Here is a 25,318-nt window from a genome sequence, read left to right as displayed (position 1 = left end):
AAACCGGGCATGCCGGGTACGCTGATCAATCGACTGAGTTTTCTGGCCCTGGGTGGCCTGATGGTCCTGCAGTTCGGCGTCTTCGAACAGAGCCCGACCAATCCGGTGGGCATCCGCTACGTGGGCGAAATGTACCTGGCGATCTGCCTGGGCTTCTTCGCGCTCTTCACCCTGAGCACCTGGCACCGGCCCCAGCGCGACTATCGCCTGCTGATGGGCTTCTGCCTGTTTTCCACGGCGGTGTTCGTCGGCCTCCCGGCGGTGTTCGCCCAGCTGTTCTGGGGGCAGCCGCTGGTCTATGGCCTCATCGAGGAGCGGCGCGTGCTCTACTGCTTCAGCGCCTTTCTGGTGCTCTACCTGGCCAAGCGGCTGAACGCCACCCAGTTCGAGAATCTGATCATCCTGGTGGGGCTGCTCTCGGCGCTGCTGTGCTGGCTGTCCTACTTCAAGATGCTGCCCGATCTACGCGAGGAGGTGAAGGATCTCAGCCGCCCCGGACGGGCGTCCACGGGCGCGGGCGCCATCTTCTTCGGCTACTTCATCTGCATCTACTTCGCCGGTCGCGGGCGTTCCTTCATCGACGGCCAGTTGCGGCCCAAGCTGCGTCACGGCCTGCTGGCGCTGTTCTTTCTGGCGACCATCGTGGTGGTGCTGCAGACCCGCCAGCTGATCGTGGTCTGCCTGGTGTTCACCATCCTCGCCCTGCGCGCGCGCCTGGTGGGACCGGCACTGTTCGGCGCCATCATCATCGCGCCGCTGATCCTCTATCCGCACCTGCTGGAGACCCTCGGCTTCAACCTGGATTTCTATGCACGCTCGGTGCAGGAAGGCCCCACCGACAACGTCCGGGAAAACACCATTTCCCAGATCATCAACCACCTGCAGCTGTACAACGGCCTGCCCAGCGGCAGCCTGAGCCTGATGTGGAACGACGGCTTCAAGCCGATCTTCGGCGACTACTTCTTCCTCTCCGACGTGGGCATCTTCGGCACCGTGTTCCGCTTCGGCTTCCTGTCCATCCTGGTCATTCCCATCGGCCTGGCGATCCACTACCTGGTGGCGCGCAAACTGAGCCGTGACCTGGAATTCACCCTGGCGGTGTTTCTCGCCTTCATGACCATCTGGCCGCTGCAGGGCCTGTTCGAATACCAGGGCACCGCGGCCCTGCTCTTCGTCATGCAGGCGCTGAAGACCTACCACGGCGCGCCCCAGTACGGGGTGGTGAGTCTGTCGGAGCGACCGGGGGCGCTGCCGCCCGGTCGCCAGGTCTTGCCGGTCTAGCAGCCGGTCAGGCGTTCCACCCGACGCTCGCCGGGAAAGAAGAAGGGCCGCAGGCGCACGCCCAGGCTGTTGCCGAAAAAGGCGGCTACCAGCCATAGCCAGCCATGCAGGCTGCCCGAGGCGATGCCGCTGAAGTAGGCGCCGATGTTGCAGCCATAGGCCAGCCGCGCGCCATAGCCCAGCAGCAGGCCACCCAGCACCGCCGCCACCAGCGACCGCGTGGGGATGCGCAGGCTCGGGGCGAAGCGCCCGGCGAGGCCCGCCGCGGCCAGGGCGCCCAGCATGATGCCGAGGTTCATCACGCTGGTGACGTCGAACCAGAAGGGCTCGGCCAGGGCTCGGGCATTGGCCGGTTGCTGCCAGAAGGCCCAGCCGGAGACGTCCAGCCCGAGCAGGCCGGCACCCTTGGCACCCCAGAGGGCGAAGGCCGAGGTGACGCCCCAGGGGCGACCGGCCAGGGCCAGGGTGACGAAGTTGAGCACGGCCAGGGCGATGGCGCCCCAGACCAGCGGCCAGTTGCCGCGTAGTAGGCGCGCTGCGCCCTGGTGTTCACCGGGTACCGTGACTTCCAGGCTGCCATGGCGACGGCGCTCCAGCACCACCGTGGCCGCGGCGATCAGGGCGAACAGCGCCAGGCTGACCAGGATGCCGGGCAGCACGCCCAGGCGGGTCACCAGGGAGGTGGGTGGCAGGCTGGGCAGGGCGAACCACCAGCCCAGGTGCTGGGTGGCGATCAGCGAACCGATGACGAAGAACAGCAGGGTCACCAGCATCCGCGCATTGCCGCCGCCGGCGGTGAACAGGGTGCCGGAGGCGCAGCCACCGCCCAGTTGCATGCCGATGCCGAACAGGAAGGCGCCGATCACCACCGAGGTGGACAGCGGCGAGACGTTGCCACGGACCGCCTCACCGAACAGGCTGCCGGCACCGAGGACGGGAAAGAACAGCAGCACCGCCAGGGCCAGCATCACCATCTGCGCCCGCAGACCGGCGCCGCGACGGTCGAGGATGAACACTCGCCAGGCCGAGGTGAAGCCAAAGGCGGCGTGATAGAGGGTCAGGCCCAGGGCGCCGCCGAGCAGCAGCAGCAGGGCCTGACGACCGCCCACGGCCTGGTTAAGAAAGACCATGCCCACGGCGAGCAGGCCGGTGGCCCAGAGCGCCGCCCAGGGCAGCTGAGGAGAGGAGAGCGTGGAAGTCTGCTGCATTAGGGTTCCGGTATATTCGAACTAAAGTCCGACAATTTTAGTAGGACTTGTCGGGGAATCCCAGCGACTACCCTGCTCTGGTTGAATGAAAAGGTTACATCGATATAGCTAGAAGTTATTGATGGTTCAGGGCAGCCGTTTGCCCTGGGATGTGGTCAAAGCGGCCAAAGGAATCCTCTGGAGTCGCCGTGTCCGCTGCTGTCGCCCTGTCCGTTCCCGTTTTGCCCAGGCTGTCGCGACTACGCGGCTGGACCGTCCTCGCCGCTGCGCTGGTCCTGGCCGGTTGCAGCCTGACGCCCACCTCCCAGGGACCCACCCGCTCGCCAGCCGAGGTGCGTGCCGAGCTCCTGCGCCTGCTGCCCGCCAAGGTGGTAGACCGTCAGGGCTGGGCCAGTGACATCCAGATCGCCTTCAGCGCCCAGGGCCTCGAGCCCTCGACGGACAACCTCTGCGCTGTGCTGGCGGTGGCGGAGCAGGAATCCACCTACCAGGTCGATCCGCCGGTGCCGGGGCTGGGACGCATCGCTCGGGAGGAGATCGACAGACGTGCGGCGCGGGCCTATGTGCCCCAGCTGCTGGTGCGTACCGCGCTCAATCTCGACTCACCGACCGGCAAGACCTACGCTCAGCGCCTGGACAGTGCCCGTACCGAGCGCGAGCTGAGTCTGATCTTCGAAGACTTCATCGCCATGGTGCCCCTGGGCGGCCAGCTGTTCGGTCGCTTCAATCCGGTACGCACCGGCGGCCCCATGCAGGTCAGCATCGACTTCGCCGAAGCCCATGCCCGCGGCTATCCCTATGACCGCGACGGGTCCATCCGCCACGAGGTGTTCAGCCGCCGGGGCGGTCTCTATTTCGGCACCGCGCATCTGCTGGGCTATCCAGCGGACTATTCCACGCCGCTGTATCGCTTCGCCGATTTCAACGCTGGCTGGTACGCCAGTCGCAACGCGGCCTTCCAGAGTGCGGTGAGTCGAGCTACCGGGATGAAGCTGGCGCTGGACGGCGATCTGGTGGTGCCCGGCTCGCGCACCCAAGGCGAGACCGAGCGGGCGGTGAATCGCCTGGCGCCGGCCCTGGGCATGAGCGACATCGCCATCCGCCATGACCTGGAGGCGGGGGAGTCCGAAGACTTCGCCAAGACCGATCTCTATGCCAAGGTCTATGCGCTGGCCGAGCGCAAGGCCGGACGCAGCCTGCCGCGCGCCATGCTGCCGGGCATCACCCTGGAAAGCCCCAAGATCACCCGCACCCTGACCACCGCCTGGTTCGCCCAGCGAGTGGAAGAGCGCTGGCAGCGCTGCCGGGGCCGCGCCGCCCGCTGAGCGGGGCAGGGGCCGAACGGCGCTTTCCGGACGATGAGGGCCGGGGCGACCTATGGCAATTGGCCAGACTATTGCCCTACCATGAGGAGATGAAGCGGCCTCGTGCCGTACGGTTCTGGTGTAGTCCCTAGAGGTCCAGATGACCGATATCCCCGGCTCCCGGTTGACGCTCGTCGTCGACCAGCCCACCCCCTCGGCCCGCCATCGGCTGCCACCCCGCGAACAGGCCAAGGCCCTGCGCCTGCTGCGCACCCTGGGCCTCGAGGCCGATACCCCGCCCGAACTGGTGCTGGCCTGGCTGGAACGCCGCGACGGCGGCTGCTCGCTGCCGGAAGCGGCGCGCCAGATCGGCCTGGGCAACTGGCTGGGGATCACTACCAGCCTGGCCGACCTCACCCAGAATCTGGCGCGCTTCGAAGCGGCCTATGCCCTGGACAGCGTGCTCGACTCCCTGACCACCCTGGTCGAGCAGTCGCCGCCCGAGTCCCGCTAGCGGCTAGAGCCCGGCACCGCGGATATTGACGTAGAGGCTATACAGCGAGTGGGAGCCGGCCATGAACAGCCGATTACCCTCAGGTCCGCCAAAGCACAGGTTGGGGCAGCGCTCCGGCAGGTGGATATGCCCCAGCGCCTTGCCGCTGGGATCGAACACCCGCACGCCATCGAGCACCTCGGGCTTGGCCGCTGGGGCGCCACTGCTGCCCCAGCCACACCAGAGATTGCCCGCCACGTCGCACTTGATGCCATCCAGGGCGCCATACTCCAGCGCCTCGATATGCTTGCGGCGTTCGCCCAGGCTACCGTCGTCCTTGACGGTATAGGCCCACACCAGGCGATTGGGCTTGGCGCGGCCCTCGACCACATAGAGCAGTTTCTCGTCCGGTGAGAAGGCCAGGCCATTGGGGCCGTTAAGATCGCCAATGACCCGCGTCACCGCCAGGCTTTCGCCGTCGATGCGATAGACCGCATCGGGCTGCTCGGTCTTGACCCTGTGGCCCTCATAGTCGCTGTTGGCCTGGAACGGCGGATCGCTGAACCAGATGGAGCCGTCGCGCTTGACCACCACGTCATTGGGCGAATTGAACGGCTTGCCTTCGAAGTTATCGGCCAGCACCGTGAGGCGCCCGTCGTGCTCGGTGCGGGTGACCCGCCGACCGAGACCGTGGGTGGTGGAGCCTTCGCAGGCGATCAGTCGACCCTGGCGGTCGCGGGTCAGGCCGTTGGAGAAATTCGACTGGGCGCGATAGGTGTCCAGCCGGCCGCTGACTTCATCCCAGCGCACGATGCGGTTATTGGGGATGTCGCTCATCAGCAGGTAGTTGCCGTCGCCGATCCACACCGGCCCTTCGGCCCAGCGCAGACCGGTGGCCAGGCGCTCGACGCTGGCGTTGAACAGGCGCAATTCCAGGAAGCGGTCGTCGAGGATCTCGATGAGCGGATCGGGATAGCGTTGGCTCAGGAATTCGGCGGCGCGGGCGAGGGTGGGTAGCGCGAGGGCCGCGCTGCAGACCAGGCCGCCCTGAAGCAGACGACGACGCGACAGCGGCCGGGCGAGCCCCGGGGAAGAGTCATGCATGGTGCAGGTCCTTGATTGTTATTGTTCAGACGAGGCTATGCGGATCGACCTGCGGCAGCAGATCAATCGTCTGACATCATATGTCTTGTGGCGCAGGGCGCCAACCCGGGATCCGCGCTACTCGGCGTCCAGCACCAGGCAGGTACGGCCACGGCCCTGACGCTTGGCCTGATAGAGGCGGCGATCGGCTTCGTGCAGGAACCCTTCGAGATCGTTGGCGAGGCCGCTGAAGACCCCCGCGCTGAACGACAGCGGCGGCGCGCCCGGGGCATAGGCCTGGGACTGGCAATAACGTCGCAACAGGTCCAGCGCCTGCAGCAACTGCTCTGGCGGCATGCGGCTGACCAGGGCGAATTCCTCGCCGCCCAGGCGCCCGGTCAGGTCCTGGGGCAGGGTGCGGGCCAGCGCCTGGGCGAAGACCACCAGGGCGCTGTCGCCACTGGCATGGCCGTGTTCGTCGTTGATGCGCTTGAAGTGATCCAGGTCGAGCATGGCCACGCTCAGGGTGTGACCCTCGCGCTCGGCTTGGCGAAACCACTCCTGGGCCTGATCCTGGAAGGCACGCCGATTGCGCAGCCCGGTGAGGGAGTCGTACTGGGCGGCATGGGTGAGGGCGCGCATGAGATCCCGCCGCTCCAGGGTCGAGACCACCCGGCAGTTGAGCTCCTCGGGGCAGAAGGGCTTGCGCAGGAAGTCGTCGGCGCCCTGCTTGATGAACTTGGCGCTGAGCGAGCCCTTTTCGTCGGCCGACAGGCCGATGATGCTGAGGTCGTGGCGGCGCAGCTTCTGCCGCAGCAGCTGCACCAGTTCGAAACCGCTCAGGCCGGGCATGCTGTGGTCCACCACCAGCAGGTCGATGTCCGGCTGCTCCTCCAGCAGGCGCAGGGCTTCGTTGCCGTCGCAGGCATCCAGCAACTGGTAGCGGTGGGGCGTCAGCACGTGGCGGATGTAGTTGCGGGTGGCGTCGGAGTCCTCGGCGATCAGAATCTTCACCGCGGTATTGCTGTCCAGCCGGCGCAGCAGGCGGAAGGCGAATTCGTAGGAGTACTGACTTTCCTTGAGCACGTAGTCGACCACGCCCTTGGTCAGCAGGTCATCGCGCCGGCGTTCGTCGTAGGAGCCGCTGAGGACGATGCAGGGCAGGCGATAGCGCAGCACCAGGTCGACGCTTTCGCCATTGGGCGCATCGGGCAGGTTGAGATCCACCAGGGCGGCAAAGAACAGATTGGCCGAGGTGTCCAGCATCAGCTCGGCTTCGGCCAGGGTGGCGCAGAACACCGGCTCGAAGTCGCGCTGCTGACGAAAGAGGTGCGCCAGAATCTTGAGGACCATGGGGCTGTCTTCGATGACCAGGATGGAGCGCACCGGTAACTCCTGCAGGACAAAGATCAGCCGAGAACTTGTCTGGCGTCAGATGAAGCGATCATTCGCCTCTGCGTATCGGCCAAAGGATCGACGACTTGAATGGTCGCCGATCCTTTCTGGATCAGCTGTCCTGCCGGCCTTCCAGCTGACGATGTCGGGGCAGGCGCAGGGCGTCGTCGCGCGGCAACGGGCGGCTCAACAGGTTGCCCTGCACCTTGTCCACCTGCAGGGCCTTGAGCGTCTGCAGTTCGGCAAGGGTCTCCACGCCCTCGGCGATCACTTCCTTACGTGTCTCGCGGGCAAAGGCGATGATCGCCGAGGCCAGCGCCCGGCGCTCGGCGTCGCTGTCGATGTCACGGACCAGGCTCATGTCCAGCTTGATCATGTCCGGACGCAGCCTAAGGATGTGCCTCAGGCTCGAATAGCCGGCGCCGGCGTCGTCGATGGCCAGGCGCACGCCCTGGGCCCGCAGCGGTCGCAGCTGGGCGTGGAGGGCGTCGTAGTCGTCGACTTCGGCGTGCTCGGTGATCTCCAGTACCAGCCGGCCCGGCGGATTGCCCGCCAGCAGCACGGGCAGGCGGCCGGCCAGGATGGTCTGCGGTGAACAATTCATGGTCAGGTAGCTGTCGTCGGGCAGACTCTGCAGCCCCTGCAGGGCAAAGCGCATGGCGCATTCTTCGAGCTCGTCGCCCAGACCGATGGCGCTGGCTTCGGAAAACCACAGGTCCGGGCTGCGCTGCGGCGGGCAGTGGAAACGCGACAGCGACTCCCAGCCAGCGATGCGCAGATCGGCGAGATGATAGATCGGCTGGTAGACGATGCTGGGTTGGTGCGCAGCTACCGCGCCCTGGATGCGCTGACGCATCTCGACCTGGCCGCGGCGACTGGAGACGTCCAGGCTGAGGCGATCGGCCACCAGTTCGGCGAAGGTCCGCACCAGTTCCAGGTCACGGGGACTCAAGGTTGGATCAGGCTGGTACTTGAAGCAGCAGAAGGTGCCATAGAGCTCGCCATCGTTGAGCCGGACGGGCACGCTCAGGTGCGCGCCGATGGGCACGGCGCGGGTTTCCGGAATCAAGCGGGTGGCGCCGACGGCGCGGGTGTCGGGGATGAGTTCAGGCAGATGGCCGGTCACCACCTGCTGGCAATAGCCCTGGCTGAGCGGCAGGGCGTCGCCCGCCTTGATCGGTGCATCAGGCGCGGCATCGACGTTGCGAAAGACCCGATCCTGCTGACGAAATTCGGCCAGAAAGGCCACGTCCATATCCAGATGGGTGCGCAGCGCGTGCAGCACCTTGTCGATGCAGCCCTGGCTGCTCAGGGTGCCGGTATCCAGGCCAACGACATCCAACAACTCGGTACCTGATTCCCTCATGTCCTCACTCCCGGGAAACTACGACCTGAACCAGTGTAGAGCCTGGAATGAATTTGTCAGTCAAATGACCTCATCTGTATGGCTTAAGCCTGTTCGGCGTACCAGGCCTCGAAGGCGGGCAGGGCCATGGGGCGGGCCAGCAGATAGCCCTGGACCTCATCGCAGCCGGCTTCCTGCAGGAAGGCCAGCACCTCGGGGGTCTCTATCCCTTCGGCGACGCTGCGATAGCCCAGCTTGCCGATCAGTGCCAGCAGCGCCCGGACCACCTCCTGCTTGCGTGGATCTTCGGGCAGGTCGTGGATCAGCGAGCGATCGAGCTTGACGCTGGTGACCGGCAATTCGTAGAGGTAGGCGAAGTTGCTGTAGCCACTGCCGAAGTCGTCGATGGCGATTTCCAGGCCCAGCTCGCGCAGGGCATGCAGCTGGGCGATGGCCTCCGGATTACGTCTCAGCCATTCGCCTTCGGTGATCTCCACCTCCAGCCGTCGTGGATCGACGCCCTGGCGCTGGCAGGTCTCGCGCAACAACTCGACCAGATCGCCTTCGTCGAAATCCCGCGGTGACAGGTTGAGCGACAGCCGTCCCTGGTAGCGGCTGTCCCAGCGCGCCAGTTGGCCGATGGCGGTGCGGATCACCCACCGGGTGACGCTGTGGATCAGCGCGGTCTTTTCGATCGCCGGAATGAAGTCGCCCGGCGCGATGGGCCCGAGTTGTGGGTGCGTCCAGCGCAGCAGGGCTTCGGCGCTGCACAGCCGGCGCCCAGGCAGGGCCAGGCGCGGCTGGAAGGCCAGGCTGAAGTCACCGCGCTCCAGGGCCTCGGGAAGCTGCCGGACCAGCTGGAAGATCCGCTGGAAGGCTTCGTCCAGGGGGCGTTCGTAGAGTCCCCAGTGGCGGGGGCTCAGGGCGGCCTGGTTGACGGCTACCATGGCCTTGCGCAGCAGATCGCGCACCTCGCCCGGTTTGAGCTCGAAGGGCACCACGCCGGCCTTTACCGGCGGATCGATGGGAATCCGGTCGGCCTGGACCGGGGTCCGCAACTGGGCGATCAGGGCTTCCAGCAGCGGCGGGTAGTCGTAGTTCGCGGGCAACAGAAAGGCGAATCTCTTGGTGTCCACGTGATAGACCTTGGCCCGCTCGCTCAGGGCGTCGCACAGGCGCAGGGCCAGGCTGCGCAGAAAGGTCTCGAAGGGCCACATGCCCTGGGCCAGCACCAGCTGCTCCTTCCAGTGGGTTTCCAGCGGATCCACCAGCACCAGCAGGCGCGCCTCGCCGGGATGGAGTTCGGTCAACTGGGCCACATCGGCTTGGAACTGCTGCCGATTGGGCAGACCGCTGACCGGATCGCGCCGGCGCAGGTGCTGACGCAGGACGATGAGTCTCATCACCTGGGCGGCGAAATCGTCCAGGCGCTTGCGTTCCGTCGCCGTCAGCTCGCGTGGTTGGTTGTCGAGGATGCAGAGGCTGCCGATGGCATAGCCGCCCTCGGTGACCAGGGCCGAGCCGGCATAGAAGCGCACCAGCGGCGCCTTGACCACTAGGGGATTGTGGCTGAAGCGGGTATCGCAGCGGGCATCGTTGATCTCCATCCGGCCATCCGCGGCCTGGATGGTGTGGGCGCAGAAGGCGTCCTCGATGGGCATCTGCACCAGGTCGAAGCCGACGCGGGCCTTGAACCACTGGCGATCGCGATCCACCAGGCTGATCAGCGCGGTCGGCACATTGAAGCTGCTGGCGACCAGTTCGCAGAGGCGGTCGAATTCCTCCGCCGGCGCCGAGTCGAGCAGCTCCAGGGCATGCAAGGCGTTGAGGCGGTCATCTTCGTACTTCAAGGGATCGGCCATCGGACTAGCTCAAGAGAATCGACAGGCCTGGCAGGAGACCCAGGCACAGCTTGGAAGACCGGAGCGCCAGTAGAGCCGGACGAGCGGCTGACAAGAGGCGGGCTGACTGAGGGTATCGGCTGCAAATCATAAGACTTTAGCTGTTTCTCGCGTCTGCACGTCCTGCAAACCTTAGCGCGGCTGCACGTCGATCGCGAGTCCTGGTCGAACGCACAACCTCCGCCGAGTAGCGACCATGACCCTGACCTGCCTGTTCGACATCAACGAGACCGTGCTGGACCTGTCCGCGCTGGACGGCCTGTTCACCGAGCTGTTCGGCGACCCCCAGAGCCGTACGCTGTGGTTCGCCCAGACCCTGCAGAACGCCATGACCGCCGAGCTCTGCGGCCGGCACGCGCCCTTCGAGGTCCAGGGCCAGGCGGCGCTGGACATGATCGCGGCGCGGCTCGGGCGTACGCTGGCCGCAGCGGACAAGCAACGTGTCGCCGATGCGCTCAAACGGCTGCCCGCCCATGCCGATGTCCGCGCGGGCCTCGATTTTGCTCGGGCGCAGGGCGTGCGCTGCATCGCCTTCTCCAACAACGCCCGCGCCGCCACCCAGGCGCAGCTGGAATACGCCGGCCTGAGCGATGCTTTCGCCGACATCCTCTCGGCCGAGGACGCCAGTGCCAGCAAGCCCGCCACGGCCACCTATCGCCAGGCCGCCGCCAACCTGGGCGAGCCGGTCGAGCGCCTGTGGCTGATCGCCGTCCATGCCTGGGACATCGCCGGCGCCCAGGCTGCCGGGTTCAGGGGTGCCCTGCTGCAGCGGCGTTCCGACCAGGTGGCCAATCCTCTGGCGCCGCCCCTGGTGACCGCCGGCACGCTGCAAGAGGCAGTGGCGCGCATTCTGGTGCACGAGGACCGCAGCTAGCGGCCCGGCGTGCTAACGTCCGCGCCATCACCGGCCGGATGCCGGTTTTTCCAGACCGTGAGAGTCGCTTTGCCATGACGGATACCCTAGCCCGGCTGCGTGCCGGCGAACTGGCCGGGGCCACGCGCCTGACCCTGCGCGCCGACCTGACCGAATTCCCCGAAGAGCTCTATAGCCTGGCCGACAGCCTGGAAATCCTCGACCTGTCGGGCAATCGGCTGACCCGCCTGCCCGCCGACCTGGGCCGGCTGCACCAGCTGCGCATTCTCTTCTGCTCGGGCAATCCCTTCACCGAGTTGCCCGAGGTGCTGGGTACGCTACCCAACCTAGAGATGATCGGCTTCAAGGCCTGCCAGCTGGAGCGAGTGAGTGCTGCGGCCCTGCCACCGCGCCTGCGCTGGCTGATCCTGACCGACAACCGCATCGCCGAGTTACCCGCCGCCCTGGGTGAACGACCCGCGCTGCAAAAACTGATGTTGGCCGGCAACCGGCTGGAGGCTTTGCCGGCGAGCATGGCCGACCTGCACCAGCTGGAGCTGCTGCGGCTGTCGGCGAATCGCTTCGCGGCGCTGCCCCCGGCCATTCTCGCGCTGCCCCGGCTGACCTGGCTGGCCTATGGCGACAATCCCCTGGGGGCCGAGCGCGAGCGCGCGGTGCGCACCCAGGCGGCGCGGCAACAACGCATCGCCTGGAGCGACCTGACGCTGGGCGAGCGGCTGGGGGAGGGCGCCTCCGGCATCATCCACCAGGCGCGCTGGCAGTCGCCCACGGGGCCGCGCGAGGTCGCCGTCAAGCTGTTCAAGGGCAGCATGACCAGCGATGGCACCCCAGAAAGCGAAAGCGCCGCCAGCCTCAGCGCCGGCACCCATCCCTGGCTGATCGGCGCCCTCGGCGATCTGGCCGAGCATCCCGAGCAGCGCAGTGGCCTGGTGCTGGAGCTGGTGGAGCCGGCCTTCGGCAACCTGGCCGGGCCGCCCAGCTTCACTACGTGCAGCCGTGACGTCTATCCGGAAGACACCCGCTTTACCGCCGCCGCCGTACGTGAGATGGCCGGCGGCATGGCCAGCGCCCTGGCGCACCTGCACGGACATGGCCTGGTCCACGGTGACTTCTATGCCCACAACATCCTCTGGGACGGTGGCGCGCGCTGCCTGCTGGGCGACTTCGGGGGCGCCTCGCTGCTCCCTGAGGACGCTGCGCAGGCCGCGCGCCTGCAGCGCTTCGAGAGTCGTGCCTTCGGCATCCTGCTGGAAGAGTGGTTGACGCGGTGCAGCGAGCCGGTCGATCCGGCGTTGGCGGCCCTGGCCGCGGAGTGCCAGCAACCCGATCTTGATGCGCGCCCCCTGCTGGCCGAGGTGGCGCAGCGGCTGCAGGGCTAGTCCAGCGCCCAGTCCACGGCGGCCTGCGCATGCAGCCGCGTGGTGTCGAACAGCGGCACCGCGCTGTCGCGCTGATCCACCAGCAGCATGATCTCGGTGCAACCGAGCACGATGCCTTCGGCCCCCTGGGCGACCAGCTCGGCGATGATCGCGCGATAGGCTGTCCGCGACTCGGGGCGCACCTCGCCACGTACCAGCTCGTCATAGATGACGTGATGCACGGTCTGGCGCGCGGTCGCTTCGGGCACCAGGACCTCCAGACCGAAGTGTGCCGTCAGCCGCTCGCGATAGAAGGCCTGTTCCATGGTGAAGGCGGTGCCCAGCAGGCCGACAGTCCGCAGGCCCCGGGCGCGGATCGCCGCACCCGTGGGGTCGGCAATGTGCAGCAACGGCAGCGCCGTGGCTGCCTCGATCTCCGTTGCCAGGCAGTGCATGGTGTTGGTACAGAGCACCAGCGCCTCGGCGCCGCCGGCAGCCAGTTGCCGCGCATGGCCTTGTAGACGCTGACCAAGCGCCGTCCAGTCGCCGGCATGCTGCAGCGCGGCGATCTCGGCGAAATCCACCGACAGCAGCAGGCAGGCTGCCGAATGACTGCCGCCCAGCCGGCGCCGGACTTCTTCATTGAGGATGCGATAGTAGTGAGCCGAGCTTTCCCAGCTCATGCCGCCCAGCAGGCCAAGGGTGCGCATGGCGTGTCTCCCGTTATTCGCGAGGGCTTATCTTGCCTGGCAGGCAGGGCCTCTGAAGAGACGCAGTCGCGACCGGATCTAGGCATACAGTGGTCCTGGCCGCGGCTTTGGCCGGGCAGGTGGCGACTGCACTGGCTTCCGCTACGCTTCAAGGGGCCACTCCCGGCCCTGAAGGTGATCGTCATGCTCAAAGCGTTGCTCACCGCGGTAGCCCTGACCCTCTTCGCCGCCGCCAGCGTCCAGGCGGCGCCCTGCCGCGACGCTCACGGCAAGTTCGTCAAATGCGACACAGCCAAGACCAAGGCGGCGCAATGCAAGGACAGCCAGGGCAGGTTCGCCAAGTGCGGCACACCTGGGGCCACGCCGGTCAACTAGAGGCGGCTATCTGGATGTCAGGCGGGGCCTTGGCCGTGACGCCTCGCCTGACGTCACCAGCGGCGTCTGCCAGCGCCTGGCATGAGGGCCGCTAGTCCTTTTCCGCCGAGCCCGGCTCCGACCAGGCGCGATGACGCTCGGCCTTCTGGGCTTCGCTTTCCACCCGATTGAGCACCTCGCCCTCGTGCTGCACCTCTGGGCCGCCGCCATAGACATGGTCGAGGCCCTGCATCAGGGCGGCGTAGCCCTGGGCGGCCACCTGGACCGGATCGTTCTTGGGCCCGGCACCCACACTGGTGTCGTCCTCGCCGGCGCGGTGGAAGAAGTTGGTATCGGTCTGGCCGGGCATGAGCACCGTGAGGGTCACGCCGCTGTCCTTGAGTTCGTTGCGCAGGGCGAAGGCGAAGGAATTGATGAAGGCCTTGGAAGCGCCGTAGACGGCCTCGAAGGGAATCGGCGCGGTGGCCGAGATGGACGAGGTGAAGAGCACCCGGCCGCGACCGGCGGCGACCATGTCCGGCAACACCAGCTTGGCCAGGTGCACGGTGGACATCACATTGAGCTGAATCAGCGCCATCTCGTCTTCCAGCCGCGTCTGGCCAACGAAGGCGCCACCCAGGCCGACGCCGGCGTTGAGCACCACGACGTCCAGCGGACGGCCCTGGCGGCGCAGGAATCTATAGGTCTCTTCCACGCCTACGGCGGTGCGCAGATCGGCCGCATGGCTCCAGACCTTGACCCCCAGGGCACGCAATTCGCGCTCGGCGGCGTCCAGCCCATCACCGCGGGAGACCAGCAGCAGATCGTGGCCATGGCGGGCCAGCTGCTTGGCCAGTTCGAAGCCGATGCCACTGGAGGCACCGGTGACGGCGGCCAGGGGCCGGGTAACATTGCTCATGCGGAAATCCTCTGCAGACCTGGTGTAGCTGGGATCGTCGCGGAGAGCTGGTGCTCCCCGCGGCCGACGGTTGACCCCTGACGGCATGGCATAATCGCCAGGCCGTCTGGAGGAGACAAGCGATGCAACCCGCTGACCTGGAAGCCCTGGTGACCTGGACCATGCCCTATGGCAAGTACGCCGGCCGCCTGCTGGTCGACCTGCCGGGCCACTACCTCAACTGGTTCGCCCGCAGCGGCTTTCCGCCCGGTGAACTGGGCCGGCTGCTGGCGCTGATGCAGGAGATCGACCACAACGGCCTCAAGCCGCTGCTCGATCCGCTGCGCCGTCGCCGTTAGTCCGCCGCGCGATGCATGTCGACATGGGGGATGCCGTCCTCGTCGTACACCCCTGAACAGGGCGTGAAGCCATAGCGGCCATAGTAGGCCTGCAGATGAGCCTGGGCGGAGAGGAACAACGAACGTCCGGGCCAGCGCTCGGCGCAGACGCGCAAGGCTTCCGCCAGCAATAGATGGCCCAGACCGCTGCCGCGGCCCTCGGGGGCGACGATCACCCGGCCGATCACCACTTCATCGCGTACGGAGCCCAGCAGGCGCAGGTAGGCGTGCAACTGCTCGTCGCGCCAACCGAACAGGTGCCAGACGTCGTCCGACAGATCCAGGCCGTCGGGATCGGGATAGACGCACTGCTGCTCCACCACGAAGACCCGGGCGCGCAGGACCAGGGCGGCGTAGAGCTCGGCGGTAGTCAGCGCCGGGGCGGCGCGGCAGATCCACTGGATGGCCATGCTCAGTCCTTGCGCCGGCCGAACATGAAGCGGAAGCGATTGCGATTGAGCAGCACGTAGCCGGTCAACTGCAGCCCCGCTGCGAACAGCAGGCTGCGGATCGCGCCGGGGTCGGCAGGGCGGGGCCCCTGGTAGAGACCGTAAAGGGCGAAGGCCACGCCCAGCAGGCCGAGGATGAAGAAGACCAGACCTATCTTGGTCAGGCGACTTAGCTTTTTATCCATCACGGAGAGGAGGACTCCAGTAGTGGCCGTTCAGGCTTAGAAAGGCTCTATATCAAGGGTTTAAGAGGTTTTTTGTGCATCGATGTAGGTCTCATTTCACCGTGGAAATCTCGATTCGCACCACTTTGGCACCCAAGACGCCTTGCGGATCCTACACATCCAGGCTGAGCGGATTCAAACAGGAGACAGGCGGTTTCGATTGATGGCCTTTTGATTGCACTGCATCTCGCGATGATGTCCCACTCGAGGAGGTGTCTGTATGCATAGCTCCACGCAATATTCCAAACCCATGGCGCTGACACCCGAGGAGCGCGCCTGGTTGCCCTGGCTGGGTACCAATAGCAAGCTTGTGCGCAGGTGGGCCGCTTGCTTGAACCGGGATCGCCAATCTGAATTGGAGGCCACATTCGTCAGCTTCGCCAACACTCGTCGCGATCTACTGCAGACCTGGGCGGAAAGCATCTGGGAACATTTACGGACCTTGAAGGCGGCCATCACAGACCTGTCTGTGGAAGAGGTACCCGCCCTGCTGGCGGCCAAGCAACAGGTTATCCGGGACGCGAGCGAGATAGCGTTCATCGATGCCCAAGGCGAGGTGATAATTTCCACCAAGACCAGCCGCATTGGTAGTTGCGATCTGCACAAGGATGCGGTGCGCAACGGACTGACCCAGCGGTTCCTCCATGGCCCTTATGTGGATCCGGTGACGGAGGCGTTAGGGCGGACGTCCTCGAAGTTTCACGATGCGGTCACCCTAATGTTCTACGAGCCGGCCCGCTGTGGAGATCAGCAGGGTGCATTGATCGTGCGTATTCCCAATGATGTGCTCGGTGATCTGATCCAGCGCGAAGCGGGGCATATCTATCAGGATTCAGGCGACAACTATCTCTTCATGGTCGAATCGCGGTTCGATCCTAACCTGAAGCCGGGTATCGCCTTGTCGCGTTCGCGGTTCGAGGATTCGACCTTTTCCAAGGGGGAAAATCTGAAGAGTGGGGTCCGCACTGCCTTCGGTGACGTCCGGATCCGCAACCATACCGAATTCGAGATCGTCTTCAACGATCCCGCCACGGGTCAGCTCCATCCCGGCATTCGCGAGACCATCCGCCACGGTGAAAACCTCTTCGTCGACTATCCGGGGTATGCCGATTACCGTCATGTGCCCGTGGTCGGACGAGGCATCACCTTTTCACTGCCAGGATCGCCTGATCGTTGGGGCATGATGTGCGAAGCGGATCTGGAGGAAGTCTTTCGCTATCACAGCCTGAGATACCGCCTCAACCTGCACTTCTTGGTGACCTCGCTCTGCTGCAGTCTGCTACCGCTGCTGGCTTGTTCCAAACTGAACCTGGGGCTGGTCGCGCAGTGTGCAGCCGTAGTCACGAGCGCGATGGCGGGTACGGTCCTGTTCAGTGCGCGCGTCAGCAGACCGCTGATAAGCAGACTCAGGAAGACCAGCCAAATGCTGCGAACCATCGCCGAAGGCGGCGGCGATCTCACCGAGCGGTTGCCGGCCCAAAACGAGCGGCCCGACGAAATCTCGTTGGTGGCCCAGTGGATCAACAGCCTGATCGACAGCCTTGGCCAAATGGTGGGGCAGGTGGTCATGACCAGTAGTGACATCGAACAGGCCAACAGCCAGCTGCAGGGAACCAGCCAGCGTTCATTGAATGAGTCTCAGCGGCTGCGCTCGTTACTTGAGTTGGGCATGCAGACGCTCGGCAGTCAGGTGAAGGAATTGGAAGAGGCGGGGACGGAGGTGGAGGTCATGCGCGCCCAGGTACGAACCGCTGCACAGGAGGCGCGTAAGCAGTTTCAGGAGGTCCAGAGCAGCAGCAGCGATATCCAGCGTTCGGTACAGGAGGCCACCGTCACCATCAAGCAGGTGAAAGACAGCGCCAGTGAAGTCGGCCGGGTCGTGACGGTAATCAACGCCATCGCCAATCAGACCAACCTGCTTGCCCTCAACGCCGCCATCGAGGCGGCGCGTGCGGGCGAAAGTGGCCGGGGCTTCGCCGTGGTTGCCGATGAAGTCCGGCAATTGGCCGATCGCACCTCACGTTCCACGGGAGAGATCGCCGACATGATCAGCAACATGCAGCGTCGAACCGAGGACGCCGTGGCCATCATGGACAGCAGCATTGAACAGCTGAAATCGGGCCTGCAATTGGCCTTGGCCGCTGCAGAAGACAGGCAGGAGGTTCAACAGGTGTTGCAACAACTGTTCATCACCATCGACAAGCTCACCGCTGGAACTCTGGAGAACGGGCAGCGATTCAGGGTCATGGGCAGCCTGGCGGCCAGTGTTCATCAGTCCAGTACCGCGGCGCATCAGAGTGCGCAGTTGACCGGTGGGGCAGTGTGCACACTGGAGCGGCTCGCCAACAGGTTCAAGGTGAGCGCTTGATCGCCGTAGCTTGACGGACTCGCAAGAGCGGTATGGTGTTGGCGGATGGGAAGTCAACGGGTACCGCTCATGTTCAGTCACATCCAGCTGGGTGCACGCGACCTGGAACGCTTGGTCGATTTTTACGATGCCGTTCTGCGTGAATTCGGTTTCGTGCGGATGCCCGTCGAGGACGATGGCGGTCCTCCTGGCTGCGGCTGGCAGCGGCAGGGTCGCCCCTGGCCGCAATTCTATGTGCAGATTCCCTTCAACGGCCTGCCCGCGTCCTGGGGCAATGGCGTGCAGGTGAGCTTCGCCGCGCCGTCGCGCCAGGCCGTGGAGGCCGCCTGGCACCGGGCATTGCAATCGGGCGGTAGCGACGAAGGCGCACCCGGGGTGCGCCCTGGCTACGGTGCGGACTTCTATGCCGCCTATTGCCGGGATCCGGAAGGCAACAAGCTGTGTTTCGTGCATGCCGGGGGGCTCGCCGCCGCCTGCGACTAGCGTGCGATCCGGCGATCCGGCAGTCCCTCGCTCAGACGTTGGCCGCCAGGGCGACGGCATCGGTGCGCGCCGCCATGATGAAGTCGTTGCGGTGCAGGCCGCCGATGTTGTGGGTCCACCAGCTCACCGTCACGCCGCCCCACTCGGTGAGCAGGGCCGGGTGATGGTCTTCGTCCTGGGCTTCCCGACCGACTCGGTTGGTGAAGTCCAGAGCTTCGAGAAAGTTGCCGAAGGCATAGCGGCGTTCCAGGCGCGCAATCCCCTCGCGTTCCACCAGCGTCCACCCCGGCACGGCCTTGAGCAATTCACTGCTGGCGGCCGCGCTCAGGGCCGGCTCGCTGGAGCGGCAGGGGACGCAATGGGAGTGGGCAAGATCGGCCATGGGGCGCTCCTTGGGGGAAGAAAGTCATGAAGGGGCAAGGGTAACAGACCCGTCGGTCAGCTCCCGGCGCCCCGTCCGACCATGGTCGAATGGTCCGAAATCGGTGCGCGCCGTACAACGGAAGGCAACAAGAACAACAGTTTCCCGCCGAGGAGATCGTCCCATGAGTGCCGCCTTCTACCCGGTCCGCGCGGAAGTCGCTTCCCGGACCCTGACCGATGAAGTCACCTATCGTCGCCTGTACCAGCAGTCCATCCTCAACCCCGATGGCTTCTGGCGCGAACAGGCCCAACGCCTGGACTGGATCAAGCCCTTCAGCCGGGTCAAGCAGACCTCCTTCGACGATCATCGCGTCGACATCCAGTGGTTTGCCGACGGCACCCTGAACGCCTCCTACAACTGCCTGGATCGCCACCTGGAAACCCGTGGCGACCAGACCGCCATCATCTGGGAAGGCGACGATCCGGCCGACAGCCGTCACATCACCTACCGCGAACTGCATCGCGAGGTCTGCCAGCTGGCCAACGCCCTGCGCGGCCAGGACATCCACCGCGGCGACGTGGTGACCATCTACATGCCGATGATCCCCGAGGCCGTGGTCGCCATGCTGGCCTGCGCGCGCATCGGCGCGGTGCACTCGGTGGTGTTCGGCGGCTTCTCCCCCGAATCCCTGGCCGGCCGCATCAGCGACTGCCAGTCCAAGCTGGTGATCACCGCCGACGAAGGCGTGCGCGGCGGTCGCAAGATCCCGCTCAAGGCCAATGTCGACGAAGCCCTGACCAATCCGGCCACCCATTCGGTGCACAAGGTGATCGTCTGCAAGCGCACCGGTGCCGACATCGCCTGGCACCGCCACCGCGACGTCTGGTACGAAGAGATCACCTCGGTGGCCCCGGAACACTGCGAGCCCAAGGAGATGTCCGCCGAGGCGCCGCTGTTCATCCTCTATACCTCCGGCTCCACCGGCAAGCCCAAGGGCATCCTGCACACCACCGGTGGCTACCTGACCTATGCCGCCCTGACCCACGAGCGGGTCTTCGACTATCGCCCCGGCGAGGTCTACTGGTGCACGGCCGACGTCGGCTGGATCACCGGTCACAGCTATATCGTCTACGGCCCCCTGGCCAATGGCGCCACCACCCTGCTGTTCGAGGGCGTGCCCAACTACCCGGACGTCACCCGCATGGGCCAGGTGGTGGACAAGCACCAGGTCAACGTCCTCTACACCGCGCCCACCGCCATCCGCGCCATGATGGCCCAGGGCGATGCCGCCATGCAGGGCGTCGACGGCAGCAGCCTGCGCCTGCTCGGTTCGGTGGGCGAGCCCATCAATCCCGAGGCCTGGCACTGGTACTACAAGACCGTGGGCCAGGAACGCTGCCCCATCGTCGACACCTGGTGGCAGACCGAGACCGGCGGCATCCTCATCAGCCCGCTGCCCGGCGCCATCGGCCAGAAGCCCGGCTCGGCGACCCGTCCCTTCTTTGGCATCCAGCCGGCGCTGGTGGACAACGAAGGCAACCTGCTCGACGGCGCCGTGGAAGGCAACCTGGTGATCCTCGATTCCTGGCCGGGCCAGTCGCGTTCCATCTATGGCGACCACGACCGCTTCGTCGACACCTACTTCAAGACCTTCAAGGGCATGTACTTCACCGGTGACGGCGCCCGCCGCGACGAAGACGGCTACTACTGGATTACCGGCCGCGTCGATGACGTGCTCAACGTCTCCGGCCATCGTATGGGCACCGCCGAGATCGAGAGCGCCCTGGTGGCCCATCCCAAGGTCGCTGAAGCCGCGGTGGTGGGCATGCCCCATGACCTCAAGGGCCAGGGCATCTATGTCTACGTCACCCTCAATCAGGGCGAGGAGGGCAACGAGGCCCTGCGCCAGGAGCTCAAGCAGTGGGTGCGCAAGGAGATCGGCCCCATCGCCACCCCCGACGTCATCCAGTGGGCGCCGGGGCTGCCCAAGACCCGTTCCGGCAAGATCATGAGACGCATCCTGCGCAAGATCGCCGTGGGTGAATACGACTCCCTCGGCGACATCTCCACCCTGGCCGATCCGGGGGTGGTGCAGCATCTGGTCGGGACCCACCAGCAGATGAGCCAGGCCGTCGCCTGATCATCTTCCACCAGCAGCCGCCCGCGTCCGCCTCCGGTCGCGGGCGGTTCGTTTTTGGCATCCCTGTAAAGACTTGTCGCCAGGGCAGAAGCCCTGGTCAGCCAGGCGGGGCTAGAATCGCGCCAGCCGGCGGACCGGAGGGCGCATCGGTCCGCTACCCGGGCAAAGGCTGGGACAGGGGCAGTACTCCGGCGTACCATGCGTGCCACCCCACAAGGGTTTCATGGCGCGCGGTCCCGGATCGGTCCGCCCCCGCCGCTCTCGACAGGAAGCCAGACGTTAGATGACCATCCGCATCGCCTTTCTGCTGTGGCCCGACGTTCGTCCGCTGACCGTGGGCCTGGTCGAGGAAGCGCTGGAACTCGCCTCTCGCCATTCGAGCGATACACCCTACGAGGTGCGCTTTCTGCAGGCCGGCAGCGAGTTGCAGCCGCGGCTGCCGGGTGGCCATTGGGAAGGGCAGCTGGAGCGCCTGGATCGCCTTTTCGTGCTGGCCGACGAACCTTCGCCGACGCTGCCGCCACCCCTGGCCGCGGCTCTGCGTCAGACCGCCCGGGCCGGAGTGGTGCTGGGAGGCTTTTCCGCCGGGGTGCACATCCTCGCCCAGCTCGGCCTGCTCGACGGTCATCGCGCCGCCGTGCACTGGCGCTGGCTGGAGGAATTCAGCGAGCAGTTCCCCAAGGTCATCGCCACTCACCACCTCTATGAGTGGGACCGCGATCGCCTGACCGCCTGTGGCGGCCTGGCCATTCTCGATCTGCTGCTGGCGATGATCGGCCGCGATCGCGACGCGGAGCAGGCTGGCACCATCGCCGAGGAGCTGATCGTCGAGCGCCTGCGCGAAGGCAGCGAGCGGCAGCGCATTCCGCTGAAGAACCGGCTGGGGTCGAGTCATCCCAAGCTGACCCAGGCGGTGATGCTGATGGAGGCCAACATCGAAGAGCCCCTCACCACCGACGAGATCGCCCAGCACGTCTGCGTGTCCCGTCGGCAACTGGAGCGGATCTTCAAGCAATACCTGGCGCGGGTGCCCAGCCAGTACTACCTGGAATTGCGCCTGAACCGGGCGCGCAAGATGCTCACCCAGACCAGCAAGTCCATCATCCAGATCGGCCTGTCCTGCGGCTTCTCGTCGGGACCGCATTTCTCCAGCGCCTATCGCAACTTCTTTGGCGTCACCCCCCGCGACGACCGCAACCAGCGCCGTGGCGCGGCGGGCGAGGGCAGCATGGTGGCCGAGCGCTAGGCGCCCGGCGCACCCCCTTCAGCTCACAGCGGCTCGGCCACCCCTTCGTCCAGCCAGGCGCCCAGCCGATCGGCCGGCAAGGGCGCGCCGCAATGGAAGCCCTGGATCTCGTCCGCCGGCAGGTGCTGCAGCTGGCGCAGGTGCTCGGCGTCTTCCACGCCCTTGAGGGTCACCGTCAGCCCCAGCGAGCGGCCGAGATCGATCATGGCGCGGACCAGGGCACTGTCTTCCGGCGCGTGGTTGCGCCGGGCGATCAGGCTGCGATCCAGGCGGATGCCGTCCAGCGGATAGCGGCGCAGATAGGCCAGGGAGCAGAGGCCGGAACCGAAGTCGTCCAGGCATAGCCGTACGCCCAGGCCCTTGAGCGCGCTCAGGGTATTGGCCACATCGGCCGCGGGGTCCAGCAGGGTGCGTTCGGTGAGTTCCAGCTCCAGGCGCGGGGCGGCCAGGCCACTCTGGTAGAGCGCCTCGGCCACGGTCTGCACCGGATCCTCGTTGGCGTGGAATTGCTGCGGCGACAGGTTGACCGACACCGAGAGCCGTTCCGGCCAGCCCTGGGCGTCGTGGCAGGCGGTCTCCAGCACCCAGCGGCCGAGGCGCTGGGCGAGTCCGGCGTCTTCGGCCAAGGCCAAAAAGTCCAGCGGCTCCAACAAGCCCTGGGTCGGATGTTCCCAGCGCACCAGCGCCTCGAAGCCGCGCAGGCTGCCGTCGGCGAGGCTGCGCCGCGGCTGGTAGTAGAGACTGAGACGGTCGTCGCGCAGGGCCTGGCGCAGGTCCTGTTCCAGTTGCCGGCGCAACAGCACCTGTTCGTTCATGGCCGGTTCGTGGAAGCGCCAGGTGCCACGGCCAGCGGCCTTGGCCTGGTAGAGGGCGATGTCGGCCAGGCGCAACAACTCGGCCGGGATGCCGGTATCCCGCGGTGCCAGGGCCACGCCCAGGCTGCTGCCGATGAAGATGCGCTGCTCGCCGAGGCGGAAGGGCTGGCGCAACTGCTCCACCAGGCGCCGACAGAGGTCGGCGATGGCGCCCGGCTCGCGTTCGCCACTGAGCACCACGCAGAATTCATCGCCGCCCAGACGGGCCACCAGGTCGGTGGCGGTCACGTTCTGCCGCAGACGTTGCGCCGCCTCCTGCAGGACCTGATCGCCGGCGGCATGGCCGAGGGCGTCGTTGACCGTCTTGAACCTATCCAGGTCGAGACTGAGCAGGGCCAGGGGGCGGGGCTCCGGGCCCTCCAGGTGGGTGGCGAGAAACTGGTGCAGGCGGTGGCGATTGGGCAGGCCGGTGAGGGGATCGTGCCAGGACAGGTGCTGGACCTGGGCCAGGGCCTCGATCTCGTCGGTGAGGTCGGTGACGGTGCCACGATAGCCACCCTCGGGAATGGCCCGGGCGGCCACCCGGCAGGTGCGCTCGCGGCCGCTACCGTCCAGGTAGTGGCAGACCAGCGGCGGTCTCGCCTTGCGGTCGTGGGCATGGCCGGCCAGCCAGTGCGCCAGGGTATCGGCGTGGGGCGTCAGGAGTTCGTTGAGCGGCCGTCCCAGCCAGCGGTCGGCGGCTTCCCCGGTGACCTCGGCGAAGCGCTCCGAGACATAGACCAGGCGCAGACCGGCATCGACCTCCCACAGCCAGTCCGAGGTGGCCTCGGCGATGTCGCGGAAGCGTCGCTCGCCAATGGCCAGTTCGCTGCGACTGGCCAGCAGGTCATCGTACTGGGTATCCAGCTGGCGCATCGACAGCAGCGCCTGGCGAAACAGCCAGATCAGTCCCAGCAGCAGGATCAACACCCCGCCGCCGAACAGCGGCAGGGTCTGCTGCATCAGCCACAGCCCTGGACGCGGCGGACGCCAGGTCAACTGATAGCTGGAGCCGGGCAGTTGCCAGCTGGCGCGACTCCCGACCGGATCGGTGGTGATGCCGAGCGGTGGCAGGTTGTTGGCTTCGCTCAGGGTCGCCAGCCGGGCGGGACTCAACACATTGACGAAGACCAGTACCGAAGCCGGCGCATCCAGGGAACGGATGCCGGGCTGGTCGCCTGGGGTGATGGCCGCGGCGGCCACCAGCGCTGGCGTGCCGGCCACGTTGAGGACGCCAGACACGCTGCCGGCGCGGGCATCGACGCTGCGCGCCGCCGCCAGCAGACCAGCGATGTCGCCCTGCAGCCAGGGCGTAGCGGGATCGGCCAGTTGCCCTTCGAGCAGGCGATAGCGGGGCCGATCCTGGCTGTCGAACACCAGCACCCCTTCGTAGCCATAGACCCGATACAGCGATTCGCCGAGATTGCCCTGGTCGTAGGCCCAGTCGTGGTCCAGCTCCAGGTGAAGGCGGCGATAGGCCTCGTCCCATTTGCTGTAGTCGATCAGGTTGCGGGCCACCTCTTCGTCGAGCCGGGTGAAGGTGCGGCCGACGGCACGCTCGGTGTGCTGGGCGACGGTGGCATCCTGGCGCACGGCATTGTCGACCAGCAGGTAGCAGCCCAGGCCGATAAGGCCCAGGAGCAGTACGCAAAGCGCTGGGAACAGCCGCAGGAGGACGGTATGGCCCCGTCGGCGCGGAGAGGCGCTACGGGACGCTGGAGAGGTAGGCATGCCTGGACCCTGGCTAGATGAGCGTTCCTGTGCCTTCGCCTGATCGGACCCGGGGGCGGCCAAGCGAAGCGGGTGAATCCTTGCCGTCGCTAGACTAGCCCCTGAGGGCGCGCGACGCTAAACGTAAAGCGCGAGATGCCAAGGGGATCGCGCTAAGCAACGCGCGAACACCCGGGCTAGGTGGGGTTGCCGGCACCGCCGTAGAAGGCGCAGCCCTGCCAGGTCTGGCCATTGATGCGCAATTCGGCCTGCAGCGATTGCACGGTGCCGGTCCGGCCATCCACGCAGCGCCGGGGATTGATCCACAGCTCGACCTTCTCGCCATTGGCCTCGGTGGACAGGGCGCGCATGCCGCCGGGCAATTCTTCCTGCACGAAGGGCAGGGCGCGGCGCTGCTGGCCGGCGGTGCTGACCAGCATGCCCTGATTGCTGACCTGGACGCTCCAGTCCGGTCCATGGCCACCGGCGTTCATGGCGGTGCGCTTGAAGTTGGGATCGCTGCAACCCGGACCGCTGTACTGCACGCGATAGACGTCGGTGACGGCGAACACACCCTGGGCGCCATCGCGACCGCCGGACTTGAGCTTGCCGCGCAGATCGGCGAACAGCGACGCGGCACCACTGTCGGCGGCCAGTTCGTGGGCATCACGCAGGATGGCGGTGTTGTTGGCGTCGGTGACGTCGAAGAAGCGCTGTTCCTGGCAGGGGCGGAACAGCAGCTGGTCACCGCTCCAGCGCAGATCGCCCTGCAGGCGTTCGCCGCCCGGTGCACGCGGGGTGTCGTCGCTCTGGAACAGACTGCAACCGCCGAGGAGGCCGAGCAGGGCAAGGGGAAAGATGGAACGCGGCGCTGGCAT

The 25,318-nt window shown here is 66.3% G+C and carries 23 protein-coding genes and 1 pseudogene; 12 read left to right on the top strand and 12 right to left on the bottom strand.

The genetic code is table 11. From position 1 onward, the window contains the following. Window positions 1-9: 9 nt before the first annotated feature. Complete coding sequence (locus NRG74_RS11590) at window positions 10-1,281, top strand: hypothetical protein (RefSeq protein ID WP_017642450.1); 1,272 nt, start codon at window positions 10-12, stop codon at window positions 1,279-1,281. Here NRG74_RS11590 and NRG74_RS11585 read toward each other — a convergent pair. Then, entirely contained in the window at window positions 1,278-2,489 is a 1,212-nt protein-coding gene (locus NRG74_RS11585) for a YeeE/YedE family protein (RefSeq protein ID WP_257703920.1), read from the bottom strand. The two genes, NRG74_RS11590 and NRG74_RS11585, sit on opposite strands and share 4 nt — an antisense overlap. 230 nt (window positions 2,490-2,719) lie before the next feature. Between NRG74_RS11585 and NRG74_RS11580 the strand changes: the two genes are divergently transcribed. Both NRG74_RS11580 and NRG74_RS11575 read left to right on the top strand, forming a co-directional pair. Next, window positions 2,720-3,814, top strand: a complete 1,095-nt coding sequence (locus tag NRG74_RS11580; RefSeq protein ID WP_307774104.1) for a DUF1615 domain-containing protein — start codon at window positions 2,720-2,722, stop codon at window positions 3,812-3,814. Between the two features lie 139 nt (window positions 3,815-3,953). Further along, window positions 3,954-4,307, top strand: coding sequence for a hypothetical protein (locus tag NRG74_RS11575; RefSeq protein ID WP_017642447.1), 354 nt, complete (start codon window positions 3,954-3,956; stop codon window positions 4,305-4,307). Between the two features lie 3 nt (window positions 4,308-4,310). On the opposite strand, the gene NRG74_RS11570 is transcribed toward NRG74_RS11575, so the two are convergent. The 4 genes from NRG74_RS11570 to NRG74_RS11555 all read right to left on the bottom strand — a co-directional run bounded on the left by NRG74_RS11570 (window position 4,311) and on the right by NRG74_RS11555 (window position 9,971). After that, window positions 4,311-5,390, bottom strand: a complete 1,080-nt coding sequence (locus NRG74_RS11570; protein WP_257703919.1) for an SMP-30/gluconolactonase/LRE family protein — start codon at window positions 5,388-5,390, stop codon at window positions 4,311-4,313. 117 nt (window positions 5,391-5,507) lie between these two features. Beyond that, window positions 5,508-6,755: a GGDEF domain-containing response regulator gene (locus NRG74_RS11565; RefSeq protein WP_257703918.1), complete on the bottom strand. Its 1,248-nt coding sequence runs from the start codon at window positions 6,753-6,755 to the stop codon at window positions 5,508-5,510. Window positions 6,756-6,876: 121 nt separating this feature from the next. Continuing rightward, window positions 6,877-8,130, bottom strand: coding sequence for a sensor domain-containing phosphodiesterase (locus NRG74_RS11560; RefSeq protein WP_017642444.1), 1,254 nt, complete (start codon window positions 8,128-8,130; stop codon window positions 6,877-6,879). Window positions 8,131-8,213: 83 nt separating this feature from the next. Continuing rightward, window positions 8,214-9,971, bottom strand: coding sequence for a putative bifunctional diguanylate cyclase/phosphodiesterase (locus NRG74_RS11555; RefSeq protein WP_257703916.1), 1,758 nt, complete (start codon window positions 9,969-9,971; stop codon window positions 8,214-8,216). A gap of 235 nt (window positions 9,972-10,206) precedes the next feature. On the opposite strand from NRG74_RS11555, the gene NRG74_RS11550 reads away from it, so the two are divergent. After that, on the top strand, window positions 10,207-10,884 hold the full coding sequence (locus NRG74_RS11550) for a haloacid dehalogenase type II (protein WP_257703914.1): 678 nt from the start codon (window positions 10,207-10,209) through the stop codon (window positions 10,882-10,884). A 74-nt stretch (window positions 10,885-10,958) separates the two neighbouring features. After that, window positions 10,959-12,263, top strand: a complete 1,305-nt coding sequence (locus tag NRG74_RS11545; protein ID WP_257703913.1) for a leucine-rich repeat-containing protein kinase family protein — start codon at window positions 10,959-10,961, stop codon at window positions 12,261-12,263. Here NRG74_RS11545 and NRG74_RS11540 read toward each other — a convergent pair. Beyond that, window positions 12,260-12,952 (bottom strand): aspartate/glutamate racemase family protein, encoded by a 693-nt coding sequence (locus NRG74_RS11540; protein ID WP_257703910.1) that lies wholly within the window; start codon window positions 12,950-12,952, stop codon window positions 12,260-12,262. The genes NRG74_RS11545 and NRG74_RS11540 overlap by 4 nt on opposite strands. A gap of 183 nt (window positions 12,953-13,135) precedes the next feature. On the opposite strand from NRG74_RS11540, the gene NRG74_RS11535 reads away from it, so the two are divergent. Continuing rightward, on the top strand, window positions 13,136-13,327 hold the full coding sequence (locus NRG74_RS11535; RefSeq protein WP_017642439.1) for a hypothetical protein: 192 nt from the start codon (window positions 13,136-13,138) through the stop codon (window positions 13,325-13,327). Window positions 13,328-13,418: 91 nt separating this feature from the next. Here the strand turns inward: NRG74_RS11535 and NRG74_RS11530 are convergent, their stop codons facing one another. Next, window positions 13,419-14,225: an SDR family NAD(P)-dependent oxidoreductase gene (locus NRG74_RS11530; RefSeq protein WP_017642438.1), complete on the bottom strand. Its 807-nt coding sequence runs from the start codon at window positions 14,223-14,225 to the stop codon at window positions 13,419-13,421. A gap of 122 nt (window positions 14,226-14,347) precedes the next feature. Between NRG74_RS11530 and NRG74_RS11525 the strand changes: the two genes are divergently transcribed. Further along, window positions 14,348-14,563 carry a DUF3820 family protein gene (locus NRG74_RS11525; protein ID WP_017642437.1) on the top strand — a complete coding sequence of 72 codons (216 nt, stop codon included), beginning with the start codon at window positions 14,348-14,350 and terminating at the stop codon, window positions 14,561-14,563. On the opposite strand, the gene NRG74_RS11520 is transcribed toward NRG74_RS11525, so the two are convergent. Beyond that, on the bottom strand, window positions 14,560-15,012 hold the full coding sequence (locus NRG74_RS11520) for a GNAT family N-acetyltransferase (RefSeq protein ID WP_257703909.1): 453 nt from the start codon (window positions 15,010-15,012) through the stop codon (window positions 14,560-14,562). The two genes, NRG74_RS11525 and NRG74_RS11520, sit on opposite strands and share 4 nt — an antisense overlap. 2 nt (window positions 15,013-15,014) lie before the next feature. Next, entirely contained in the window at window positions 15,015-15,236 is a 222-nt protein-coding gene (locus tag NRG74_RS11515) for a hypothetical protein (RefSeq protein ID WP_017642435.1), read from the bottom strand. Between the two features lie 259 nt (window positions 15,237-15,495). On the opposite strand from NRG74_RS11515, the pseudogene NRG74_RS24630 reads away from it, so the two are divergent. The 3 genes and pseudogenes from NRG74_RS24630 to NRG74_RS11505 all read left to right on the top strand — a co-directional run. Next, window positions 15,496-16,758, top strand: a pseudogene (locus tag NRG74_RS24630) (methyl-accepting chemotaxis protein); the annotation flags it as partial. Window positions 16,759-16,824: 66 nt separating this feature from the next. After that, window positions 16,825-17,643 (top strand): methyl-accepting chemotaxis protein, encoded by an 819-nt coding sequence (locus NRG74_RS24625; protein ID WP_437181189.1) that lies wholly within the window; start codon window positions 16,825-16,827, stop codon window positions 17,641-17,643. A 69-nt stretch (window positions 17,644-17,712) separates the two neighbouring features. Continuing rightward, window positions 17,713-18,126, top strand: coding sequence for a VOC family protein (locus NRG74_RS11505; RefSeq protein WP_257703906.1), 414 nt, complete (start codon window positions 17,713-17,715; stop codon window positions 18,124-18,126). Between the two features lie 31 nt (window positions 18,127-18,157). On the opposite strand, the gene NRG74_RS11500 is transcribed toward NRG74_RS11505, so the two are convergent. Beyond that, window positions 18,158-18,508, bottom strand: a complete 351-nt coding sequence (locus NRG74_RS11500; RefSeq protein ID WP_231356644.1) for a 4a-hydroxytetrahydrobiopterin dehydratase — start codon at window positions 18,506-18,508, stop codon at window positions 18,158-18,160. A gap of 163 nt (window positions 18,509-18,671) precedes the next feature. Between NRG74_RS11500 and acs the strand changes: the two genes are divergently transcribed. Next, window positions 18,672-20,630 carry an acetate--CoA ligase gene (gene acs, locus NRG74_RS11495; protein WP_017642431.1) on the top strand — a complete coding sequence of 653 codons (1,959 nt, stop codon included), beginning with the start codon at window positions 18,672-18,674 and terminating at the stop codon, window positions 20,628-20,630. A gap of 283 nt (window positions 20,631-20,913) precedes the next feature. Next, entirely contained in the window at window positions 20,914-21,876 is a 963-nt protein-coding gene (locus tag NRG74_RS11490) for a GlxA family transcriptional regulator (protein ID WP_017642430.1), read from the top strand. Window positions 21,877-21,899: 23 nt separating this feature from the next. Here the strand turns inward: NRG74_RS11490 and NRG74_RS11485 are convergent, their stop codons facing one another. Together NRG74_RS11485 and NRG74_RS11480 are read right to left on the bottom strand one after the other, a co-directional pair. Beyond that, window positions 21,900-24,461, bottom strand: a complete 2,562-nt coding sequence (locus NRG74_RS11485; RefSeq protein ID WP_257703902.1) for a bifunctional diguanylate cyclase/phosphodiesterase — start codon at window positions 24,459-24,461, stop codon at window positions 21,900-21,902. 176 nt (window positions 24,462-24,637) lie between these two features. Beyond that, the gene (locus NRG74_RS11480; RefSeq protein WP_093250385.1) at window positions 24,638-25,318 is read right to left on the bottom strand and encodes a hypothetical protein; all 681 of its coding nucleotides are present in this window, start codon (window positions 25,316-25,318) and stop codon (window positions 24,638-24,640) included.

This window comes from Pseudomonas oryzihabitans (assembly GCF_024652905.1).
Lineage (GTDB): Bacteria > Pseudomonadota > Gammaproteobacteria > Pseudomonadales > Pseudomonadaceae > Chryseomonas > Chryseomonas benzopyrenica.
This window is presented reverse-complemented; position numbering and strand designations above follow the sequence as displayed.

What these genes read in the sequence shown, in the direction of transcription:
- NRG74_RS11590 (WP_017642450.1), top strand. Translation starts at nt 10, where the DNA reads ATGCCGGGTACGCTGATCAATCGACTGAGTTTTCTGGCCCTGGGTGGC.
- NRG74_RS11585 (WP_257703920.1), bottom strand. Translation starts at nt 2,489, where the DNA reads ATGCAGCAGACTTCCACGCTCTCCTCTCCTCAGCTGCCCTGGGCGGCG.
- NRG74_RS11575 (WP_017642447.1), top strand. Translation starts at nt 3,954, where the DNA reads ATGACCGATATCCCCGGCTCCCGGTTGACGCTCGTCGTCGACCAGCCC.
- NRG74_RS11570 (WP_257703919.1), bottom strand. Translation starts at nt 5,390, where the DNA reads ATGCATGACTCTTCCCCGGGGCTCGCCCGGCCGCTGTCGCGTCGTCGT.
- NRG74_RS11560 (WP_017642444.1), bottom strand. Translation starts at nt 8,130, where the DNA reads ATGAGGGAATCAGGTACCGAGTTGTTGGATGTCGTTGGCCTGGATACC.
- NRG74_RS11555 (WP_257703916.1), bottom strand. Translation starts at nt 9,971, where the DNA reads ATGGCCGATCCCTTGAAGTACGAAGATGACCGCCTCAACGCCTTGCAT.
- NRG74_RS11550 (WP_257703914.1), top strand. Translation starts at nt 10,207, where the DNA reads ATGACCCTGACCTGCCTGTTCGACATCAACGAGACCGTGCTGGACCTG.
- NRG74_RS11545 (WP_257703913.1), top strand. Translation starts at nt 10,959, where the DNA reads ATGACGGATACCCTAGCCCGGCTGCGTGCCGGCGAACTGGCCGGGGCC.
- NRG74_RS11540 (WP_257703910.1), bottom strand. Translation starts at nt 12,952, where the DNA reads ATGCGCACCCTTGGCCTGCTGGGCGGCATGAGCTGGGAAAGCTCGGCT.
- NRG74_RS11535 (WP_017642439.1), top strand. Translation starts at nt 13,136, where the DNA reads ATGCTCAAAGCGTTGCTCACCGCGGTAGCCCTGACCCTCTTCGCCGCC.
- NRG74_RS11530 (WP_017642438.1), bottom strand. Translation starts at nt 14,225, where the DNA reads ATGAGCAATGTTACCCGGCCCCTGGCCGCCGTCACCGGTGCCTCCAGT.
- NRG74_RS11525 (WP_017642437.1), top strand. Translation starts at nt 14,348, where the DNA reads ATGCAACCCGCTGACCTGGAAGCCCTGGTGACCTGGACCATGCCCTAT.
- NRG74_RS11520 (WP_257703909.1), bottom strand. Translation starts at nt 15,012, where the DNA reads ATGGCCATCCAGTGGATCTGCCGCGCCGCCCCGGCGCTGACTACCGCC.
- NRG74_RS11515 (WP_017642435.1), bottom strand. Translation starts at nt 15,236, where the DNA reads ATGGATAAAAAGCTAAGTCGCCTGACCAAGATAGGTCTGGTCTTCTTC.
- NRG74_RS24625 (WP_437181189.1), top strand. Translation starts at nt 16,825, where the DNA reads ATGGTGGGGCAGGTGGTCATGACCAGTAGTGACATCGAACAGGCCAAC.
- NRG74_RS11505 (WP_257703906.1), top strand. Translation starts at nt 17,713, where the DNA reads ATGTTCAGTCACATCCAGCTGGGTGCACGCGACCTGGAACGCTTGGTC.
- NRG74_RS11500 (WP_231356644.1), bottom strand. Translation starts at nt 18,508, where the DNA reads ATGGCCGATCTTGCCCACTCCCATTGCGTCCCCTGCCGCTCCAGCGAG.
- acs (WP_017642431.1), top strand. Translation starts at nt 18,672, where the DNA reads ATGAGTGCCGCCTTCTACCCGGTCCGCGCGGAAGTCGCTTCCCGGACC.
- NRG74_RS11490 (WP_017642430.1), top strand. Translation starts at nt 20,914, where the DNA reads ATGACCATCCGCATCGCCTTTCTGCTGTGGCCCGACGTTCGTCCGCTG.
- NRG74_RS11485 (WP_257703902.1), bottom strand. Translation starts at nt 24,461, where the DNA reads ATGCCTACCTCTCCAGCGTCCCGTAGCGCCTCTCCGCGCCGACGGGGC.
- NRG74_RS11480 (WP_093250385.1), bottom strand. Translation starts at nt 25,318, where the DNA reads ATGCCAGCGCCGCGTTCCATCTTTCCCCTTGCCCTGCTCGGCCTCCTC.